This is a genomic window from Actinoplanes sp. NPDC051851, from assembly GCF_040681165.1.
GTDB lineage: Bacteria > Actinomycetota > Actinomycetes > Mycobacteriales > Micromonosporaceae > Actinoplanes.
On record NZ_JBFAYF010000056.1, the window covers coordinates 1 to 17,882 of the forward strand.

Here is a 17,882-nt window from a genome sequence, read left to right on the forward strand (position 1 = left end):
CCTTCCGGGAGCGTGGATCAGATGCGGTCCGAGCTGGGAATCCAGGGCCTTGCCCCGGAGGGAAATCCCCCGGATTCATCCGTGGGGATCGTTAACGTCTCCTCCATCACGCCGTGAACACGTTTCGCCGGGCGGCCGTCGCCTCGAACTCCTCGAGCCGTCGCTGCACCGGCTCCGGCGACGCGTCGCACATCGCCTCCAGCAGCACCATCGCCATCGTCATCGGGCCGGTGTGCAGGTCGAAGACGAGCCGGGTGCCGACCGCGGCGGGCAGGACGACGTCGGCGAGCTCGGCGACCGGGCTGACCACCGAGTCGGTGATCGCCACGACCGCGAAACCCGTGGCGCGGGCCTCCCGGATCGCGTCCACGGCCTCGCGAGGGTACCGGGGGAGCACGATCGCCAGCAGGGCAGCGGCACCCGCGGCGCGGGCCTGGTCCAGCCGGTCCTGCAGGCCGGTGCCGCCGGTGTCCAGGACGCGCACGTCGGGGAGGACCTTGGCGGCGAAGTAGCCGAAGTAGGCGGCGAGCGGGGCGGCGGCCCGCAGGCCCAGCACCGGCAGCGGACGGCTCCCGGCCAGCAGCGCGGCGGCGGCGCGGACGTCGTCGAGGCGGTGCAACTGCTCGTCGAGCCGGCGCAGGTGTTCGGTCTCCGCGTGCACGGCCCGCTGCATGGCGTTCCGGCCGGTGTCGGGCTCGCCGGCCGCCGCGGCGGCCAGCGACCGCAGCTCCTGGCGGAGAGCGGGATAGCCCGCGTACCCGAGCGTCATGGCGAACCGGGTCACCGACGGCTGGCTCACCCCGGCCAGCTCGGCGACCTCGGCCGCGGAGAGGTAGGCGGCCCGGGCGGCGTTCTCCACCAGGCTGTGCGCGATCCGCCGCTGGGTCGGGGTGAGACGCGCCCCCTGGAACAGGTCGGCCACCCGTTCGGCGGTCCGCACCGCGTCGCCGTGCACGCCAGAAGGCCCATTCACGCCAGAAGGTTATGCATGAGAACTTTCACGCACCAGGCCATGCACTCTCCCGGGCGACGCCGGAGTCTGCCGATGTCCCGGGCGGAACCCAGCCGTGATAGGAGAGCCGCTGATGGACGTCCTGGTCGGCTACACCCAGCCGGACCTGACCGGCTTCCCCGAGGAGAGCTGACCCCGGCTCCCCTTTTTCGCTAGAGTATTCCTCTAGCGTAGAAGGGAGTGGCGGATGGGGAAGCGAGCGGCGAGTGCCGCGCAGACGCGCGGGAGGATGCTGGCGGCGGCACGGGAGCTCTTCTGCGCCCGCGGGTACGCGAGCACCTCGATGCAGGCCATCGCCGGTGAGGCCGGTGTGGCGGTGCAGACGGTGTACTTCACGTTCGAGAACAAGCGGGCGATCCTCAAGGAGTTGCTCGACGTCGGGGTGGCCGGTGACGACGAGCCGGTCGCGACTCTCGACCGGCCGTGGGTGGCGGAGGCGCTGGCCGCGCCGCCCACGACGCTCCTGCGGCTACTGAGCAGTAATTATGCCGCGACCCACGAGCGCGTCGCGGGGCTGCTGGACGCGGTGCGGTCGGCGGCGGCCACCGATCCGGAGATCGCCGGGATGTGGCGGGTCAACATCGCCCAGCGGCACACGGTGCTCGCGGTCTTCACCGGTGCGCTCGCCGCCAAGCGGGCGCTGCGGCCCGGCCTCGACCCGCTGCGCGCCGCCGACGTCGCGCTGGCCGTGCTCGCGCCGGAGTCCTACCGGCTGCTCACCGGCGACCGGGGCTGGACCGGCGAGGAGTGGGCCGACCTCAGCGCCGGGGTGTTGATCGACACGTTACTGGCGGACGGCAACTGACTGGAGTCATGCTCTAGTCAAATGACGACGGAGGGCGGAGTGATGGCGGACATCCTGGTGATCGGTGGGTACGGCGCGGTCGGCGCCGGGGTCTCGGTCCTGCTGGACGAGTGGTTCCCGGGCCGGGTGATCGCGGCGGGCCGCCGCCCGGACGCCGCGACACTGCCCGCCACGATCCGGCGGGCCCGGCTCGACCTGGCCGACCCGGCGAGCCTCGGCCGGCTGCTCGACACCCACGCGATCGAGGCCGCGGTGCTCTGCGTCGAGCCGGCCGACGCCACGGTCGCCGCGACCCTGCTCGACCGCGGGATTCACCTGATCGACATCGGGGCCACCGACGGACTGCACCGGCAGGTCGAGGCGCTGCACGACCGCGCGGTCGCGGCCGGGGCCACCGGGGTGCTCAGCGTCGGCCTGGCACCCGGGCTGACCAACCTGCTCGCCAGGCGGGCGTCCGAGGAGGTCGGTGGGGCCACCGCGATCGACATCACCGTCATGCTCGGCGCGGGGGAGCGGCACGGGGCCGACGCGGTCGCCTGGACGGTGGCCGGACTGGGCCGGGAGACCGCCGACACGCCGCGGCGGGTGGCGATGCCCGGACACGGGGTGCGCAGCGCGTTCCCGATGGACTTCTCCGACCAGCACAGCCTGCGGCGGACGCTGGGCACCGCGGTCACCACCCGGATGTGCCTCGACTCGGCGCTCTCCACGGCGCTGCTCGCCGGTCTGCGCCGGCTCGGCGTCTTCCGGGCCGCCCGCCGGTGGCCCGCGGTCCGCCGGCTGGTCACCGCGGCGCTCTCCGGGATCCACCTGGGCGGGGACGCGTACGCCATCCGGGTCGACGCGGTGAACGGCGACCGGCGGGCCACCCTGACCCTCGGCGGCAACAGCCAGAGCCGGGTGACCGCCCTGGTCGCGGCGCACGTCACCCGGACCGTGCTCACCGGTGTGCTCCCGGCCGGCGTACACCACGTCGACCAGTTGCCTGCCCTCGCCGCGCTCCCCGAGACGGCCGGGCTGCCCGCGGTACCGGCGTGACATCGTGGGGGCATGCGTCTCGTCTCGCTGCACACGTACCCGATCAAGGGGTGTCACCGCCTCGACCACCAGGAGGCGGAGGTCGAGCCGTGGGGCCTGCGCGGTGACCGGCGATGGATGATGGTCGACGCCGACGGCGTCGGAATCACCCAGCGTGACACGCCGCTGCTGACCCAGCTCGCCGCGCGGCCCCGGCCCGGCGGAATGCTGCTCAACGCTCCCGGGCTGCCCGACCTCGATCTGGGCGAGCCGGCCGACGGGCCGAAGATCGGCGTACGGGTGTTCCGTAACAAGCCCGAGGTCCCCGCCCGGATCGCGGAGAGTGAGTGGAGCAGCGCCTTCCTCGGCCGGGACGCGCGGCTGACCTGGCAGGCCGACCCGACCGGCCGGACCATCCCGGAGTTCGCGCTCCCCGGCGACCGGGTCAGCCTCGCCGACGGCTACCCGATGCTGCTCGCCAACACCGCCTCGCTGGACGCGGTCAACGACTGGCTGGTCGAGGGGGGTGACGAGCCGGTGCCGATGCACCGGTTCCGGCCCAACCTGGTGATCGACGGCGCCGCGGCGTGGGCCGAGGACGACTGGCTGGGCGGGACGCTGCGGATCGGCGGGACCACCTTCCGGGTGGCGAAGCACTGCGCCCGCTGCCGGGTCACCACCATCGACCAGGAGAGCGGCGCCACCGGACGGCAGCCGCTGAAGGTCCTCGGCAAGCACCGGCGGTTCGACGGCGGGCTGATGTTCGCGGTCAACCTGATCCCGGACCTTCCGGCCGGAAAGACCGCTGTCATCCGAATCGGGGACCCCGTTGTCTTAGGAGTGTCTTAGGAGATTTGCCCCCGGGTCGGCGTTGCGACCAGGATCCCTGGTCGTGAGTGCTCATCGACGCCCCCTCAATGTCCGATGGCTCGCCGCCGGCGGCGCGGCCGTCCTCGCCGGGATCATCGGCGTCGCGCTGTTGCTGCAGACCGGCGGGTCGGCCTGCGCCGCGCCGCCGAGCACCACGACGAAGAGCGGCAAGGCGACCTTCTACGACCTGGCGGGGACCTCGGGCAACTGCTCGTTCGAGGTGCCGTCCGACGACCTCTACGTGGCGCTGGGGCCGGCCGAGTACTCCGAGGGCGCGGCCTGTGGGGCGTACCTCGACGTGACCGGGCCCAAGGGCAAGGTCCGGGTCAAGGTCTTCGACTCCTGCCCCGAGTGCGAGGCCGGTCACCTGGACCTGAGCCGGACCGCGTTCAAGAAGATCGGCGCCGAGGTCGACGGGATCATCTCGATCAAGTACAAGCTGGTCACGAACCCGTCGGTGCCCGCCCCGATCACCGTCCGGATCAAGGAGGGCGCGTCCCAGTACTGGTTCGCCGCCCGGATCGACAACCACGCCAACCTGCTGTCGTCGGTCAAGGTCGCGAACTCGGGCGGCAGTTTCAAGGCCGCGTATCGCACCGACTACAACTACTGGCTGATCGACAGCGGCGCCGGCTCCGGCCCCTACAAGATCAAGATCACCGACGTGTACGGCAACACGGCGACGCTCAGCGGCATCGACATGGACCCGGGAACGGTCCAGAAGACGTCGGTCACCATGAGCGGCGGTTCGTCCACGGTGACCTCGAAGTCGTCGTCCTCGTCCTCGTCCTCGTCCGCCGCCTCTTCGTCGAAGAAGGCGTCCGCGTCGGCGAAGCCGAAGGCGTCCGTGTCCGCGTCGGCGTCCGCGTCGTCCGCCCCGCCGGTCGAGTCGGCCACCACCGAGCCTGCGGTCACCAACGAGGCCCTGGTCAACCTGGCCGCCGGAGAGCCGACAGCCGCCGCCTCCTGCGGCTGACCCGGCCCGGCTCGTCTTCCCCGTCAGAGGCGCCTCCGCGCCCGAGCGGGAGGCGGGCTGGTCCCTATCCGGCGGCGTTCAGCAGCGCCCGCAACGGCGCGTGCGGAAAACGCCCCGTCTCCGGCCCGCGAAGACTGTAGAAGTCCCGCTCGTGCCCGTCCCCCTGCCGCCCGAACAGGTTGCCGTCCGCATCCCGCTCCCAGACGACACCCTGCCCCCGCAGGTCGGCACGCTCCAGCCAGTCCGCCGCCCGCGGCCAGTACCCGTTCCAGCCCGCCGGCCGCAGGTCCGCATAGGCCTCGTCGATCGCCGCCGCGGCCGCCGTCACATCGTCATCCTCGAAGAAGGCGACAAAACGGCAGAGAAGAGCCAGAGCCAACCCCTTCTCCGGTACGCCCACCGCACCGCAGATCCTCTCCAACTCGGACCAGCGCAGCGCGAACGGGTGCCAGTGGGCCAGATCGTCCCAGCCGAGTTCGGCGGGTTCCACGGCCCCCGGCACCAGGATCCCGAGCTCGTAGGAGTCGAGTGACACGTCGATGTCGAGGACCAGCCGGTACCCGCCACCGACCGCGAACTCCACCACGACCGACGAGTCCTCGCCGTCGCGGTCCTCGCCGTCGCCCTCGCCCTCGTCGTCGCCCTCGTCGAACGCGTCCTCGACGTCGAGGTCACCCAGCCGGTCGGCGCCGGGCCCGTCCGCGTAGGCGAACGTGTACCGCGCCCAGAACTCCGGCTCCCGCACCGACGCGGCCAACTCCGGGGGAATCGTCATCCCCCGATGATCCCGCTGCCCCACCCCGCCCGGCGCCCAGGGGTGCCCGTGCGGGGTGGCGCCCAGGGTGCCCGTGCTGCCGGTGGTCAGGGACCCGCCGTGCCGGCTTGGGACCCGCCGTGCCGGCTTCTGGCTGGTTCTGAGGGGTGTCTCGGCGGGGCGGAGGCACCCTTAAGAACCAGCCAGAAGCAGTCCGGGAGGTCAGGCCGCCGGGGGAGTCTCGGGGGCCGGGTCGGCAGAGGGGGCGGCGGGTGCGGCCGGGGCCTCGGGTGCCGCGGTGGTCAGGGCGATGTCGTCGACGTTGACGTGGACCGAGAGCACGCGGAGGCCGTACGCCTGGACCGCCTCGGTGACCTTCTGCTGGACGGCCGACGTGACCTCGGCGACCACGTTGCCGGCCGCGAGGACGACGACCACGTCGATGGTGACCGTGCCGTCCTTGACCTTCGCCGACACGCCCCGCGCGGCGTCGCCCGTCTCGTCCAGGCCGACCTTGTCGAGGATCGAGTTGAAGAAGCGGGAGACGTCGCCACCGAGGTCGGCGACGCCGGGGACCTCGCGGGCGGCGGCCGCCGCGATCTTCTCGATCACCTCGCTGGAGACGCTGGTGGTGCCGTGTGCGGCGGTGCCGCCGGTGATGTCGCTCATGACGTGAACTCCGCTCTGGACTCCGGTGCGGGGAGCGTACTGAAGATCGCCGGGCGACCGCCATCCCGGGAACGGTCGGTATCCCGTCCATTCCCGACCGGCCGACCGCCTCTTGACCGAGGCTGGACACCAGGCTGCGTACGATAAAAGCGGCGTGAGAGATGTGCCAAAGAATGACCACTGTGTAGTGAAAGCGCGCGCCGCGCCGCCCGGAAGGCGCGGAAAACGGTGGCCGCGCGGGGTTGGGAAACGAATTCCACAGAAGTACTAGACTCCTGGAATTTCTGGCATGCGCCATTGCCCGGAAGATGAGCTACGTTCGGCTCAAGCCATTCTTTCGGGCGGCATCCGGAGGTCCCGATGATCTCGCAGGGCACTGACCACTACGGCGACGAGCTGACGCTGCGGCTCTCCGCGATCGCCGACACCGCACCCCTTCACGACGACCAGACGCTGGTCACGTTCATGCGCGAGCTGGTCGAGCGGATCGGCATGACGGTCATCGCGGGCCCGCTGGTGGCCACCGAGGACGGTCCGCCGGAGAAGGCCGGCAAATCGGCCGTGGTGATCCTGGCGGAATCGCATGCGGCCGTCCACACCTATCCGCACCTTCGCGAGATATTCGTCGACGTCTTCTCGTGCAAGCCTTTTCGTGAGGAGGACGTGCTCGCCGAGTTCCGGAGGCTGGTCGGCGACTACGAAATCGCGGAGCGAAAGCTCACCCGCCGCGGCGAGGAGTGGCCCCGCGACATCACCGCGGCGCGGCGCCTGTGGAGCGCGCGGCGGGTGCACGCCTGACCGGCACTATCGTCGGTTCCATGACTGAAAACGTGCGTCTGGCCGCCGGCGACGCCGCACCCGACTTCACCCTGCCCACCGACACCGGGGAGACGCTCACCCTCAAGGACCTGCGCGGGCGCAAGGTCGTGCTGTACGCCTACCCCGCCGCGATGACGCCCGGCTGCACCACGCAGGCCTGCGACTTCCGCGACTCGCTCGCCTCGCTGCAGGCCGCCGGGTACGAGGTGGTCGGCATCTCCCCGGACAAGCCCGCCAAGCTGGCGAAGTTCCGCGAACACGACGCCATCACGTTCCCGCTGGTCAGCGACGAGGACAAGAGCGTGCTGACCGCGTACGGCGCGTTCGGCGAGAAGCAGCTCTACGGCAAGACGGTGACCGGCGTGATCCGCTCCACGTTCGTGATCGACGAGAACGGCAACATCGAGCGGGCGCTCTACAACGTCAAGGCCACGGGCCACGTCGCGAAGCTGCGCCGCGACCTGGGGCTGGACTGACGACTTTCTTAGGTCCGGGCCGCCGTCGCCGATGGTGAGGGCAATCGCCACCGCCACGGAGTAGACCGAGGCGGACCCGGGCTCACGGCGGCCGTCATGCGGTACCCAACCCGCAAGGCGGCCGCCGTGCGCGTTCTTCCTTGCTCAGTGCCTAGTGGCGCTAGTGAACTAGCTCCATGCCTGGGGTCATGAAGCACACCCCGGAAATCCTGGCGCGGGCAGCGGTGCAGGCGAACAGCGTTGCCGGTGTCCTCCGGATTCTGGGTCTACGACAGAGCGGCGGCATGCACGCACACATCAGCCGCCGTCTCAAACAGTTCGGCATCGACACCTCGCACTTCCGAGGTGCCGCCCATAACCGTGGCGATCGAGATCTGTGGACCAAGCCAGTTCGCGAACGCCTGGACAATCGTCCGCGTAACCTGCGCTTCCTCTGCCCCAACTGTCACAGCCAGACCTCGACCTACGCGGGATCCCGGCGAGGTGGATCGGCTCCGGACGACGTCGTCTACGACGACACGGCGACCACGCCGACGGGGTTTCCGCTAGGCAGGAGGCTGCCTCGTCGGCAAGAATGGCCGTGGGATGTGTACATTTATGCACCCAAGGGGCCGTAGCCCAACGGCAGAGGCGCACGGTTTAGGTCCGTGGTAGTGCGGGTTCAACTCCCGTCGGCCCTACCCGTCAAGCCGCCGACCTCGATTGCTTTCCAGCATACGAGGTCGGCGGTCTGATCCATCACCGGTTCGAGTGCTCAGCGACGGTTTCCGGGCGGCACTCCCTAGCTCGCTGCGAGCGGTTCGGGAGCGGCGACGGGGTCGGGCGTCGCGGCGCGCATCTGGAGCAGGCCCGCCAGGGCGAGGCCGCTGCCCAGGCCGATGGTTGCCGCTACCGCGGTGCGGGCCAGCCACGCCGGGCCGGCGGTGGGCAGGACCGGGTAGAAGAAGACGTCGGCGCTGCCGAAACCGGCGAAGGCGGCCAGCACGAAACCCGTCAGGGTCAGGAAGAACGGCGGGTGGCGGTACGCGGCGGCCAGGCCCAGGGCGGCGGCCAGCAGGAGTACGCCGGACCAGCCGGATCCGTCCAGGGCGCTCGACGTGGCGTACGTGAGAACCGAGAAGGCCGTGAGGAGCGTCAGGGGCGTGATCGAGCGGGGGAGGCGCCAGGCGAGGCCGGCGGCCGTCAGGCCGAGAAGGACCGCCGTGAGCCACCAGGCCCAGGCGGCCGGGGCGGGCTCGTAGTCGAGGGTGCCGGTGATCTCGAAGGTGCGGGCCTGGTCGCGGAGGGGGACCGTCCAGTCGCGGAGGTGGCGGGTGGTCGTGGACGTCACGGCGGTGCCGGTCCAGTGGGTGCGCTGGTCGTGCCAACGGACCGTGGTGCCGGACGAGATCCGGGACCAGGTGGGCGCGGTGGTGACGTCGGCGGTGGACGGGACCGGGGTGTCGCCGGCCAGGGTCTCGTTGATGTACGTCGCGGGGGAGCTGGTGTTCTGGTACGTGCCGTCCGGGCGGATCTCCAGGTACGGCTCGCCGGAGTAGCCGAGGATCTCGATCGTGCGGGACGTGTCGTTGGTGAGTTCGAGGCGGGCGCCGCCCTCGACGACGCGGACCGAGAGGCCGGACATCGGGGAGCTGATGCCGGTGACGGCGGTGCGGTACGAGGTGACGTTCGCCGACTCGCCGCCGTGCGCGGACGCGGGCGTGGCCGGCACGAGGAGCGCGCCGGCCACGGCCAGGAGGGGCAGGAGACGACGGCTCAACCGGCGGCCTCGGTGATGGTCTCGGTGATCAGGGCGGTGTCCGGGACGCCGCCGCTGGAGCTCTCCAGCTGCTTGCCGTTGACCACGATCGTCGGGGTGCCGGTGTAGCCGCGGTCGGAGAAGACGTCGGTGACGTGTGTCGCCCATGCCTTGTAGGTACCAGCGTTGACCGCGTCGGCGAACGTGTCGCTCGTCAAGCCGACAGACTTCGCCAGCTCGATGATCTTCGCGTTGGTGAGGCCGTCGGAGTTCTCCTCGGGCTGGTTGGCGTAGAGCACGTCGTGGAACTCGGTGAACTTGCCCTCCTGCGCGGCGGCCGCGGCGGCGCCGGCGGTGCGCGTCGAGTACTCGGTGCCGTTGGAGGCGCCGTCCAGGATCGCGACCGGGTGGTACCGGAGGGTGATCGTGTTGGCGGTGGCCAGGTCCTTCAGCGTGGAGCCGCTCGCGGACTCGAACTGGTTGCAGATCGGGCACATGAAGTCCTCGTACACGTCGACGACGACGCTGCCGGTGCCGACCGCGAAGCCGGTGCCGTCGTCGACCGCGACGCTCGGGGTGACCAGTGTGCCCTTGTCCTTGCTGTTCAGCGTGTAGTACCCGGCCAGGCCGGCGATCACCAGCACCAGGACCACGGTCACCGAGGTCCAGAGGGTCACCTTGCGGCGGCGCTCGGCGGCCCGCTGCTGTTCGACGATCTTCCGTGCCCGCTCGGCCCGGTTGGCGTCCCGGTTCTTCTTGCTCATCGTTCCCCCATTTCGCCCATCAGGGCGCTGTCGACGGAGAACCGGGTCCGTGGCCACCAGAGCAGGATCCCGGCCAGGACGAGGAAGCCCACGTCGCGTGCGATGTCCAGGCCGTACTCGGTGGTGCGGCCCGCGGCCAGTTCGCCGCCGGTGCTGAAGCAGCCGCAGTCGATCCGCAGCCCGCGGGCCCACGCCGAGACGATGCCGCCGATGAAGAGCGCCAGCAGTACGGCGGAGATGGCGGCGGTGAGGCGGGTGGCGAGGCCGGCGAGCAGCAGCAGCCCGAGCGCGATCTCCAGGAACGGCTGGACCGCCCCGACGACCTTGGCCACGTCGTAGGACATCAGCTGGTACGCGTTCACCGCGCGGCCGGACTCCGCCAGATCACCGATCTTGGTGGCCCCGGCGATCAGCCAGACGGCGGCGAGGCCGAGGCGGGCCACCGTGGAGATCCACGGCCGCAAGGTTTCCATGGTCACGCCCTGTTAGACGGTGGTGATCAGGTTTGAGTTCCCGACCATCGTGTCGGCATGGCCGCCGTCACGTTCAGGGTCAATAGTCCTGACATTTCTGGAAACGAGCTTGAAGAACCCTGCAAAAAACCTAGCTTGCCTGGGCCTTGGACACCGCGGTGATCAGCTCGTCGCGGGCGCGGGCCACCCGGGAGCGGATCGTGCCGACCGGGACCGCCTCGACGTCGGCGGCCTCCGCGTAGGACAGCCCGAGGACCTGGGTCAGCACGAACGCGGTCCGCCGTTCGTCGCTCAGCCGGCCGAGCAGGTCGGCGCTGGAGAGGCGGTGGGCCGGGTCCGGCACCGGGAGTTCGGTCGTCGCCTGCGCCGCGAGCCGGGCGTCCAGGCGGCGGCGGCGCACGACGGCCCGCAGGTGGTCGGCGCACGTCCGGCGGGCGATCCCGAGCAGCCAGGTGCGTACGCTGGAACGCCCGGCGAAGCTGTCGAGCGCCCGGAATGCCCGAAGAAACGTTTCCTGCGTCAGATCGTCCGCTGTGCCCGGGTCGACCAGGGCCGCGGTGAACCGCCAGACCTCTGCCTGGGTCGCGCGCACGAACGCGGCCTGCGCGGATCGGTCGCCCGCACGGGCGGCGAGGGCCAGCGCGGTGGTCTCGTCCGTCTCCTGCTCACCTGGCGTCACGACCGGCATCGTACGCGTCTGGAGAATCATCTGGAACCATGCGTGTCGCCCGGACGACTACCCGCCTGTGGGCGATCGGAGCGTGATCGGAGAGCATGGCCGTCATGACCGTTGACCGACGCCGTTGCCTGACCGTCTTGGCCGGCCTGCTGTTCGGCATGTTCGGGACGCTGCTGGCCGCGGCGCCCGCGAGCGCGCACGCCGCTCTGGTCGCCACCGACCCGGGCAACGCGACCGTCGTGCCGGACGCGCCCAACAAGGTGACCCTGACGTTCAGCGAGTCGGTGCAGCTGATCACCGACAAGCTGCGCGTCCTCGCCCCGGACGGCACCCGCGCCGACCAGGGCGAGCCCACGGTGGACGGCGCGACCGTGACCATCCCGCTGCGGTCCGGGGGTGGCCGGGGCACCTACCTGGTCAGCTACCGGGTGATCTCCGCGGACAGCCACCCGGTGGCCGGCAGCATCACCTATTCGGTGGGTGCGGCGTCGACGCCACCGACGGAGGAGGCCGACGAGAGCGTCAACGTCGATCCGGTGGTGCGCGGGCTCATCCCGGTCGGCAAGTACCTCGGGTACGCGGGACTGGTCCTGCTGGTCGGGCCGGTCCTGGTCCTGGCACTGCTCTGGCCGCAGCGGCTGTCCCGGCGCGGCCCCGGCCGGCTGATCTGGACCGGCATCGGGCTGGTCACCGGCAGCACCCTGCTCGGCCTCTACCTCCAGGCGCCGTACACGCTCGGCACCGGCCTCTTCGACGTCCGGGTCGGCGACATGCAGGACGTGCTGGCCAGTACGTTCGGCGCGGTGATGCTGGTCCGGCTGGGTGTGGTGGTGGCCGCCGCGTTCCTGCTGCGGCCGCTGCTCGGTGGTTCCGGCGGTGGCGGGGAGTCCAAGCTCGACCTGGCCCTGCTCGGCGTGCTGGGCGTGGCGGCGCTGGCGACCTGGCCGCTGACCGGGCACCCGACCGCCTCCCCGGTGGCCGGCGTCTCGGTGGTGCTGGACGCGCTGCACCTGGCAGCGATGGCGGTCTGGCTGGGTGGCCTGGTGATGCTCTTCGCGTTCCTGCTGCCCAAGGCGAACGCCCGGGAGCTCGGCGCGATCCTGCCGATCTGGTCCCGCTGGGCGTTCACCGCGGTCGGCGCGCTGATCTTCGCGGGTGTGGTGCAGGCACTGATCGAGGTGTCGTCGCTCTCCGGGCTGGTGAACAGCACCTACGGGCGGCTGATCCTGGTCAAGGTGGCGCTCGCGGCGATCGTGATCGGGGTGGCGGCGTACTCGCGGAAGCTGGTGAAGGACCGGGTCGCCGCGGAGTCGCCCCGTGGACTGCGCCGGATCGTGCTGATCGAGCTCGGGATCACCGCGGTGGTGCTCGGGGTGACCGCGGCGCTGGTCCAGCTGGCGCCGCCGCGGACCGCCGAGGCCGCCGAGACGACGACCACGTCCACCACGGTCGAGCAGACGCTGACCGGTAAGGACATGTCGCTGCAGGTGAGCATCTTCCCGGCGACGGTCGGGAACAACTCGATCCATCTGTACGCGTACACCCCGGACAACAAGCCGCTGCCGGTCGTCGAGTGGAAGGGCACCGCGTCGCTGGAGGCCAAGGGCATCGAGCCGATCGAGATCCCGCTGCTCCGGATCACCGACTTCCACGCGATCGGCGACATAGCGCTGCCCCAGGCGGGCGAGTGGACGTTCAAGTTCACCGCGCGCACGACCGACATCGACCAGACCACCCTGACGATGACCGCAAAGATCAACTGACCTTTCCCGGTACGACCCCAGCGAGGGCCCGGTCCGTAACGGATCGGGCCCTCGCCGTATCTATCGGGGGCTGCGTACCCGTTTGCCCATTTTGGGGTTATTTGCCTCGGTATGGTGCTGGCCAGTACGGCCCGAGAAGGGGGAGAAGAATGCGGCTGTTCCGGCCTGTCCTCGGCATGCTGCTGCTGACGATCGGCGTGCCCACGGCGCTGACCGGCGGTGGTCTCTGGGCCGCCCTGCAGCATCGGGACGCCTCCGGTGCGTACGGCGCCGAGCTGCAGCGGCTCACGGCACCCGGGTACGCGATCGTCGTGCCGGACGTCGACCGCCTGCTCCGTGACGACGCGTCCTTCGCCCGGGTCGGCGGCGCCCAGCTCCGGATCGCCGCGCTCACCGCCGAGGGCCCGGCCTTCCTCGGGCTCGCCCCCGCCGCCGACGTGCAGGGCTTCCTGCGCGGCGTGCCGTACACCACGATCACCGGCGTCCAGGTCGGCACCGGCGAACTGCCGGTGACCGCCGCCAAGGTCGCCGGCGGCCGCGCCCTCCCGTCCGCCCCGGGCCGGCAGGACTTCTGGACCCGCACCGGCGGTGGCACCCTCAGCTGGATCCCGGGAGAGTCCGAGAGTGATCACTACAGCCTGGTGATCATGAACCCGAGCGGCGGCCACGGCATGCGCCTCGACGCCACCGCCGAGATCCGCCCCGGCTGGCTCGACTCCGGCGCCTGGGGCCTGCTCACCCTGGGCAGCCTCCTCTCGGTGGCCGGCGTCTTCATCCTCACCCGCCCGGCCCGCCGCCGCGAGGTCGTCTACGTCGTCGAGCCCAGCCAGGTCCCCGACCTGATGCTGGCCATCGGCGCTCCGCTCCCCCTCGCGGGCGCCCTCCTGGGCGGCGCGCCCCGCCCGCGCACACTGGCCGACGTCCCGTCCCGCCCACCGGCCCTGCCGCAGTTCGCCTGGCCCCCTTCCTCCACGTCCACTTCTTCGTCGAGTACGCCCCCGCCCGCGCCCTCCGGCCAGGCTTCGCCCGCAGACCCGCACTCCGGGATCGTCGCGGGAGGCATCACTCCGGTGGTCCCACCGGCCCTGGTCCCTACGGTCCCGTCTGCCCCGGTTTCGCCCGCCTCGGTCCCGGCCGCCGGGGTTTCGCCTGCCGGGGTTTCGCCTGCTCCGGGTGAGCCGTTGAGCCTGATCGGTGCGGGTTTGACCTCTTCTGCCGGGGTCACGGCCGATTCATCGGTATCAGCCTCTTCCGACCTCGCCGCTGCCGTGAGTGGTGGTCGCGCCGGTCGCCGTCGCGCCACCGCCCCTTCCGACCTGCCGGAGTTCCACGCCACCGCCGTCGGCGCCTGGGTCGCCGAGACCACGCCGGAACGCGTCCGCCAGACCGAGGCCCACGCCGCCGCCCGCCTGGCCGAGGCCGCCCGCACCCGCGCCACCGCCCCGGCCGGCTCGCCCGCCCCCACCGACCCACCCGCCCTGGTCACCGGCCCCGCTGCCACCGACTGGTCCGCGACGGGCCTCACTCGCGTCGGCCGTCGCCAGGTCGCCCGCCCCGCACCCACGCCAACCTCTGCTCCCACCGCACCCGCGCCCATCTCGGCTCCCACCTCGGTCACTCCCGCCGCGAGTGCGAAGCCGGAACAGGCCGAGGCCGACGCCCCGGACCAGCAGAAGGCCGAAACCGGCAAGGAGCAGCTCGAGCCCGTCTCGAATGACAAGCCTGAGCTGAGCAGCGAGCCTGAGCTGAGCGGTGAGCCTGAGCTGAGCGGTGAGCCTGAGCTGAGCGGTGAGCCTGAGCTGAGCGGCGAGCCCGCGCCGGGCCGTGGATCCGAGGCGGAGGAGGATGCCGAGTCGGACAGGGTCGGCCCCGCACCGATCGAGCCGGGGCCGCTGGAACCGAAACCGCCGATCGTGCCGTTCCCGAGTCGCCCGGTGGCTCCGGCCCGCTCCGCGGTGGATGAGGTGCCGGCCCCGCCTGTCGCCGTTGCCTCCCCCGCGAAGCCCGAAGTGCCCACCGCGCGGGCGGCTGCCCGGCCCCTGGTCTCGGTTCACACGGCCGAGGCCACCCACGACGCCCCGGCCGATCTCGCCCCGCCGGCCCGGGACGAACCCGGCCCTGCGACCGCGAAGACCGCCTCCGCCCCCCAGCAGGCCGGCTCCCGTAGCTCCATCCACACCGTCGAATCCGCCTCCACCGCCCCGGACGCCGCTGCCGACTCCGAAGCGGCTTCCGCCCCCGAGGCCGAGGCCACCCCCAAGCCGAAGCGCACCTCAGGGGTGACCCGCCTCTTCGCCCGCGCCCAGGGCCGGGCCAGCGGTACCCCCGATCCCGACCCCGCCCCCAAGCCCGCCTCCGCCACCAAGCGCACCCCCGCCTCCTGGCTCCGTGCAGCCGAGTCCGTCGCCGCCCGCACCACCACAGACCCCGAAGCCCCAGCCCCGGCTCAGGCTCCCGCGCAGGCTCCCGCTCCGGTTCAGGCCGTCGCCCCGGTCCCAACCCAGGCCGCCGCTCCGGTCCCAACCCAGGCTGCCGCTCCGGCCCAGGCCCCGGCCATGAAGACCTCCGCGAACTCCGAGACCGGACCCGCCACCCCCAAGGCCCCGCCCGCGGCTCGCCGCCCGCGCAAGACCGCCGCAGCCGAGAAGCCCGCAGCCGCCGCCGGGAAACCTGCGGCCGGGAAACCTGCGGCCGAGAAACGTGCGGCCGCGAAGGCCCCGGCCACGGCCGCCGCGAAGACCCCGGCCGCCGCGCAGAAGCCGCAGCCGGCCGTGGTCACCGGCAAGGCGCAGCCGGCCGTGGTCACCGGCAAGGCGGAGTCGCCCGTGGCCGCCGGCGAGCCGGGTGAGGCCGGCGAGGGGAAGCCGCACCAGCGCACGCCCAGCTACCGCGAGGAGGCCGCCGAGCTTCTCTCCGGTAGCACCGAGCGGAAGCCTCGCCGTGCCTCGAGAGCCCGCCCCAAGCCCGCACCCGACGGCGACTGACCGACGCGATCCGCACCCGAGAAGGGCCGCTCCAGCCGGGGTGGCCCTTCCGCCGTACCGGACAAAAGCATTTCGGAATCTCAAAAGCGGTTGAACAACGCGAACAGTCGTGCCGATGACACTCGCGTCGAACAACCTCGGGAGTCGCGGCGTACGCTGTCCGGGTGGCGGATCTTCTGGTGTGGATCGACTGTGAGATGACCGGTCTCGATCTCGGCAAGGACAAGCTGATCGAGGTCGCGGCGCTGGTGACCGATCCGGAGCTGAACGTGCTCGGTGAGGGCGTCGATCTGGTGATCCATGCCGACGACGAGGCCCTCGACGCGATGCCCCCGGTGGTCCGCGACATGCACGCGAAGTCCGGCCTGACCGAGGAGGTGCGCCGGTCCGCGCTCACCATGAGTGAGGCCGAGGAGATCATCCTCGCGTACGTGAAGGAGCATGTGCCGAACCCGCGGACGGCGCCGCTCTGCGGCAACTCGATCGCGACCGACCGTGGCTTCCTGGCCCGGGACATGCCGGCGCTCGACGCGCACCTGCACTACCGGATGATCGACGTCTCCTCAATCAAGGAGCTGTGCCGCCGGTGGTACCCGCGGGTGTACTTCGGCCAGCCGGCCAAGGGTCTCTCGCACCGCGCTCTCGCCGACATCCGGGAGAGCATCCGCGAGCTGGAGTACTACCGGCGCACCGTCTTCGTCCCGCAGCCCGGCCCGGACGTGGAGACCGCGAAGGCGATCGCCGCGGAGCTCTGACGCGCCGACGGTAACCCGCTCGACGGCCGCCCCGGGGATGTGGCTATGATTGTGCCGCACCACGGGGATGTTTCCTCCGTGCGGGCATGGTGGTCGTAGCTCAGTTGGTAGAGCACCTGGTTGTGGTCCAGGGGGTCGCGGGTTCAAGTCCCGTCGATCACCCCATGTGAAGTGCAGGTCAGAGGCCCTGATCGCGAAAGCGATCAGGGCCTCTGCCGTTCACGTGTCCGAATCTGGGAGCGGCCTGGCACTTCTGAGAGCGCGCGGGCTGCTGCTCAAGCCCCGGTCACCTGACGGGGATGCGTACTCCGGCGGTGAAGTGCGATTCGTGCAGTACTACCGAGGTGAGCTTCGTGCCTCTCGGTACGTCGAACACCAGGGTGCCCTTGACCTGATTTCCGGGGTTGATGTTCTCCAGGAACGTCTGCCCCTGCTCGTTGACGTAGATCTCGGCCCCGCCGTCCGCGGAGTACTGCACCCCGGCTGCGTCGTAGGCCTTCTGCGACGACGAATCCCATGTCTCCGCGGTCGTCGCCACGTTCTTCACTCCCACATTGACCAGGCAGAACTCTCCCTGAGCGGTAGCGCCCGCGTACCGGTCGCCGACCTTGTCCACGCCGCAGTGAAGATCCGTCACGGTGAACTCGAACTTGCCGTCCTTCGAGGCCTTGCCCATTTCCCCGGCGACGGCGTTCTCGCCGTTCTGGTTGGCGTCCATCTCCGACGCCGCGCCACCCACCACTGCGGCGGTCCCGCCGAGCACCAACATGGCCACGCCGCCGCAGCCGACGACCCCGGCCACGGCGATGCCGGCGACGATCCATGGCCAGCGCCGCTTCCGTGGTGAGAGCGGAGTGTTGACGGGTACCGCAGGTGAATATTGCGGTGAAGGGGCGGGCGGAGGAGTGAACTGCCGGGTCGGCTGCAGTTGACGAGGGTCGTATGTCATCGCGGGAACTCTCCACGGACCGGGCATGATGACTGGGTTGGCGGCCGGGCCCAGTCCCGAGACACCCGGGCCGCAGCATGCTCAACCGTCGATGCGGGGCCCGGTGATGGGCTGCCCCGGTGGGAACGAACGACGTTCGGCTGAGCAATGCCCCGCAGGGGTGATCCGGCCGTGGATCGTGTGGCGCCTGACAGTCAGCCATGCCCATTCGATGCGGGTCTCGTCGCCGGCTCCGCGGGCCGACTGCCACGGCAGCGACGCTTGCACGAGGGTGCGCAGATCGGCGGGCGACAGGGCGCTGGGGCAGACGACGACGCTGGTCACGGTGCCGAGCATCGCCTCGCTGGTCATTCGCTCGAGGCCATCGCCGCACGGTACG

At 71.2% G+C, this 17,882-nt stretch carries 19 protein-coding genes and 2 tRNA genes; 12 read left to right on the forward strand and 9 right to left on the reverse strand.

Going from position 1 to position 17,882, the window contains the following annotated elements:
- Positions 1-106 precede the first annotated feature (106 nt).
- Positions 107-955 (reverse strand): MurR/RpiR family transcriptional regulator, encoded by an 849-nt coding sequence (locus AB0M08_RS36980; protein WP_364504244.1) that lies wholly within the window; start codon positions 953-955, stop codon positions 107-109.
- Positions 956-1,199: 244 nt separating this feature from the next.
- Between AB0M08_RS36980 and AB0M08_RS36985 the strand changes: the two genes are divergently transcribed.
- Genes AB0M08_RS36985 through AB0M08_RS37000 form a run of 4 tightly spaced genes read left to right on the forward strand, consistent with a single transcriptional unit; the run spans position 1,200 to position 4,680 of the window.
- Positions 1,200-1,817 (forward strand): helix-turn-helix domain-containing protein, encoded by a 618-nt coding sequence (locus tag AB0M08_RS36985; protein WP_364504089.1) that lies wholly within the window; start codon positions 1,200-1,202, stop codon positions 1,815-1,817.
- Between the two features lie 21 nt (positions 1,818-1,838).
- Positions 1,839-2,855, forward strand: coding sequence for a saccharopine dehydrogenase (locus tag AB0M08_RS36990; protein WP_364504092.1), 1,017 nt, complete (start codon positions 1,839-1,841; stop codon positions 2,853-2,855).
- Positions 2,856-2,867: 12 nt separating this feature from the next.
- Entirely contained in the window at positions 2,868-3,683 is an 816-nt protein-coding gene (locus AB0M08_RS36995; protein ID WP_364504095.1) for an MOSC N-terminal beta barrel domain-containing protein, read from the forward strand.
- Positions 3,684-3,726: 43 nt separating this feature from the next.
- Positions 3,727-4,680, forward strand: coding sequence for an expansin EXLX1 family cellulose-binding protein (locus AB0M08_RS37000; protein WP_364504098.1), 954 nt, complete (start codon positions 3,727-3,729; stop codon positions 4,678-4,680).
- Between the two features lie 64 nt (positions 4,681-4,744).
- On the opposite strand, the gene AB0M08_RS37005 is transcribed toward AB0M08_RS37000, so the two are convergent.
- Both AB0M08_RS37005 and AB0M08_RS37010 read right to left on the reverse strand, forming a co-directional pair.
- Complete coding sequence (locus tag AB0M08_RS37005) at positions 4,745-5,455, reverse strand: hypothetical protein (RefSeq protein WP_364504101.1); 711 nt, start codon at positions 5,453-5,455, stop codon at positions 4,745-4,747.
- 201 nt (positions 5,456-5,656) lie between these two features.
- Entirely contained in the window at positions 5,657-6,103 is a 447-nt protein-coding gene (locus AB0M08_RS37010; protein WP_364504104.1) for an Asp23/Gls24 family envelope stress response protein, read from the reverse strand.
- Positions 6,104-6,463: 360 nt separating this feature from the next.
- Between AB0M08_RS37010 and AB0M08_RS37015 the strand changes: the two genes are divergently transcribed.
- The 4 genes from AB0M08_RS37015 to AB0M08_RS37030 all read left to right on the forward strand — a co-directional run bounded on the left by AB0M08_RS37015 (position 6,464) and on the right by AB0M08_RS37030 (position 8,078).
- Positions 6,464-6,901 (forward strand): S-adenosylmethionine decarboxylase, encoded by a 438-nt coding sequence (locus AB0M08_RS37015; RefSeq protein ID WP_364504107.1) that lies wholly within the window; start codon positions 6,464-6,466, stop codon positions 6,899-6,901.
- 20 nt (positions 6,902-6,921) lie between these two features.
- Positions 6,922-7,398, forward strand: coding sequence for a thioredoxin-dependent thiol peroxidase (gene bcp, locus AB0M08_RS37020; protein WP_364504109.1), 477 nt, complete (start codon positions 6,922-6,924; stop codon positions 7,396-7,398).
- A gap of 188 nt (positions 7,399-7,586) precedes the next feature.
- The gene (locus AB0M08_RS37025) at positions 7,587-8,015 is read left to right on the forward strand and encodes a hypothetical protein (RefSeq protein ID WP_364504112.1); all 429 of its coding nucleotides are present in this window, start codon (positions 7,587-7,589) and stop codon (positions 8,013-8,015) included.
- Positions 8,006-8,078: transfer RNA gene (locus AB0M08_RS37030), tRNA-Leu, on the forward strand. The genes AB0M08_RS37025 and AB0M08_RS37030 overlap by 10 nt, the downstream gene beginning before the upstream one ends.
- A gap of 101 nt (positions 8,079-8,179) precedes the next feature.
- Here the strand turns inward: AB0M08_RS37030 and AB0M08_RS37035 are convergent.
- From AB0M08_RS37035 to AB0M08_RS37050, 4 genes are all read right to left on the reverse strand, one after another.
- Positions 8,180-9,157 carry a hypothetical protein gene (locus AB0M08_RS37035; protein ID WP_364504115.1) on the reverse strand — a complete coding sequence of 326 codons (978 nt, stop codon included), beginning with the start codon at positions 9,155-9,157 and terminating at the stop codon, positions 8,180-8,182.
- On the reverse strand, positions 9,154-9,900 hold the full coding sequence (locus tag AB0M08_RS37040) for a thioredoxin domain-containing protein (RefSeq protein ID WP_364504117.1): 747 nt from the start codon (positions 9,898-9,900) through the stop codon (positions 9,154-9,156). The genes AB0M08_RS37035 and AB0M08_RS37040 overlap by 4 nt, the downstream gene beginning before the upstream one ends.
- On the reverse strand, positions 9,897-10,373 hold the full coding sequence (locus AB0M08_RS37045; RefSeq protein WP_364504119.1) for a MauE/DoxX family redox-associated membrane protein: 477 nt from the start codon (positions 10,371-10,373) through the stop codon (positions 9,897-9,899). The genes AB0M08_RS37040 and AB0M08_RS37045 overlap by 4 nt, the downstream gene beginning before the upstream one ends.
- Positions 10,374-10,503: 130 nt before the next feature.
- Positions 10,504-11,061, reverse strand: coding sequence for a sigma-70 family RNA polymerase sigma factor (locus tag AB0M08_RS37050; protein WP_364504247.1), 558 nt, complete (start codon positions 11,059-11,061; stop codon positions 10,504-10,506).
- Positions 11,062-11,147: 86 nt separating this feature from the next.
- Here AB0M08_RS37050 and AB0M08_RS37055 point away from each other — a divergent pair, with 86 nt between their 5' ends.
- The 4 genes from AB0M08_RS37055 (at position 11,148) to AB0M08_RS37070 (ending at position 16,719) form a co-directional block, all read left to right on the forward strand.
- Entirely contained in the window at positions 11,148-12,815 is a 1,668-nt protein-coding gene (locus AB0M08_RS37055; protein ID WP_364504121.1) for a copper resistance protein CopC, read from the forward strand.
- A gap of 149 nt (positions 12,816-12,964) precedes the next feature.
- Positions 12,965-15,799 carry a hypothetical protein gene (locus AB0M08_RS37060; protein WP_364504124.1) on the forward strand — a complete coding sequence of 945 codons (2,835 nt, stop codon included), beginning with the start codon at positions 12,965-12,967 and terminating at the stop codon, positions 15,797-15,799.
- A gap of 164 nt (positions 15,800-15,963) precedes the next feature.
- Complete coding sequence (gene orn, locus AB0M08_RS37065) at positions 15,964-16,554, forward strand: oligoribonuclease (RefSeq protein ID WP_364504126.1); 591 nt, start codon at positions 15,964-15,966, stop codon at positions 16,552-16,554.
- An 89-nt stretch (positions 16,555-16,643) separates the two neighbouring features.
- Positions 16,644-16,719 (forward strand) — tRNA-His (locus tag AB0M08_RS37070).
- 121 nt (positions 16,720-16,840) lie between these two features.
- On the opposite strand, the gene AB0M08_RS37075 is transcribed toward AB0M08_RS37070, so the two are convergent.
- Positions 16,841-17,356 (reverse strand): DUF4352 domain-containing protein, encoded by a 516-nt coding sequence (locus AB0M08_RS37075; RefSeq protein WP_364504128.1) that lies wholly within the window; start codon positions 17,354-17,356, stop codon positions 16,841-16,843.
- A 228-nt stretch (positions 17,357-17,584) separates the two neighbouring features.
- Positions 17,585-17,854, reverse strand: coding sequence for a hypothetical protein (locus AB0M08_RS37080; RefSeq protein WP_364504131.1), 270 nt, complete (start codon positions 17,852-17,854; stop codon positions 17,585-17,587).
- Positions 17,855-17,882: the final 28 nt, after the last annotated feature.

Bases quoted from the DNA above. Each gene is read 5' to 3' on its own strand.
- AB0M08_RS36985 (WP_364504089.1), top strand. From the start codon at position 1,200: ATGGGGAAGCGAGCGGCGAGTGCCGCGCAGACGCGCGGGAGGATGCTG.
- AB0M08_RS36990 (WP_364504092.1), top strand. From the start codon at position 1,839: ATGACGACGGAGGGCGGAGTGATGGCGGACATCCTGGTGATCGGTGGG.
- AB0M08_RS36995 (WP_364504095.1), top strand. From the start codon at position 2,868: ATGCGTCTCGTCTCGCTGCACACGTACCCGATCAAGGGGTGTCACCGC.
- AB0M08_RS37005 (WP_364504101.1), bottom strand. From the start codon at position 5,455: ATGACGATTCCCCCGGAGTTGGCCGCGTCGGTGCGGGAGCCGGAGTTC.
- AB0M08_RS37010 (WP_364504104.1), bottom strand. From the start codon at position 6,103: ATGAGCGACATCACCGGCGGCACCGCCGCACACGGCACCACCAGCGTC.
- AB0M08_RS37015 (WP_364504107.1), top strand. From the start codon at position 6,464: ATGATCTCGCAGGGCACTGACCACTACGGCGACGAGCTGACGCTGCGG.
- bcp (WP_364504109.1), top strand. From the start codon at position 6,922: ATGACTGAAAACGTGCGTCTGGCCGCCGGCGACGCCGCACCCGACTTC.
- AB0M08_RS37025 (WP_364504112.1), top strand. From the start codon at position 7,587: ATGAAGCACACCCCGGAAATCCTGGCGCGGGCAGCGGTGCAGGCGAAC.
- AB0M08_RS37040 (WP_364504117.1), bottom strand. From the start codon at position 9,900: ATGAGCAAGAAGAACCGGGACGCCAACCGGGCCGAGCGGGCACGGAAG.
- AB0M08_RS37045 (WP_364504119.1), bottom strand. From the start codon at position 10,373: ATGGAAACCTTGCGGCCGTGGATCTCCACGGTGGCCCGCCTCGGCCTC.
- AB0M08_RS37050 (WP_364504247.1), bottom strand. From the start codon at position 11,061: ATGCCGGTCGTGACGCCAGGTGAGCAGGAGACGGACGAGACCACCGCG.
- AB0M08_RS37055 (WP_364504121.1), top strand. From the start codon at position 11,148: ATGGCCGTCATGACCGTTGACCGACGCCGTTGCCTGACCGTCTTGGCC.
- AB0M08_RS37060 (WP_364504124.1), top strand. From the start codon at position 12,965: ATGCGGCTGTTCCGGCCTGTCCTCGGCATGCTGCTGCTGACGATCGGC.
- AB0M08_RS37080 (WP_364504131.1), bottom strand. From the start codon at position 17,854: ATGACCAGCGAGGCGATGCTCGGCACCGTGACCAGCGTCGTCGTCTGC.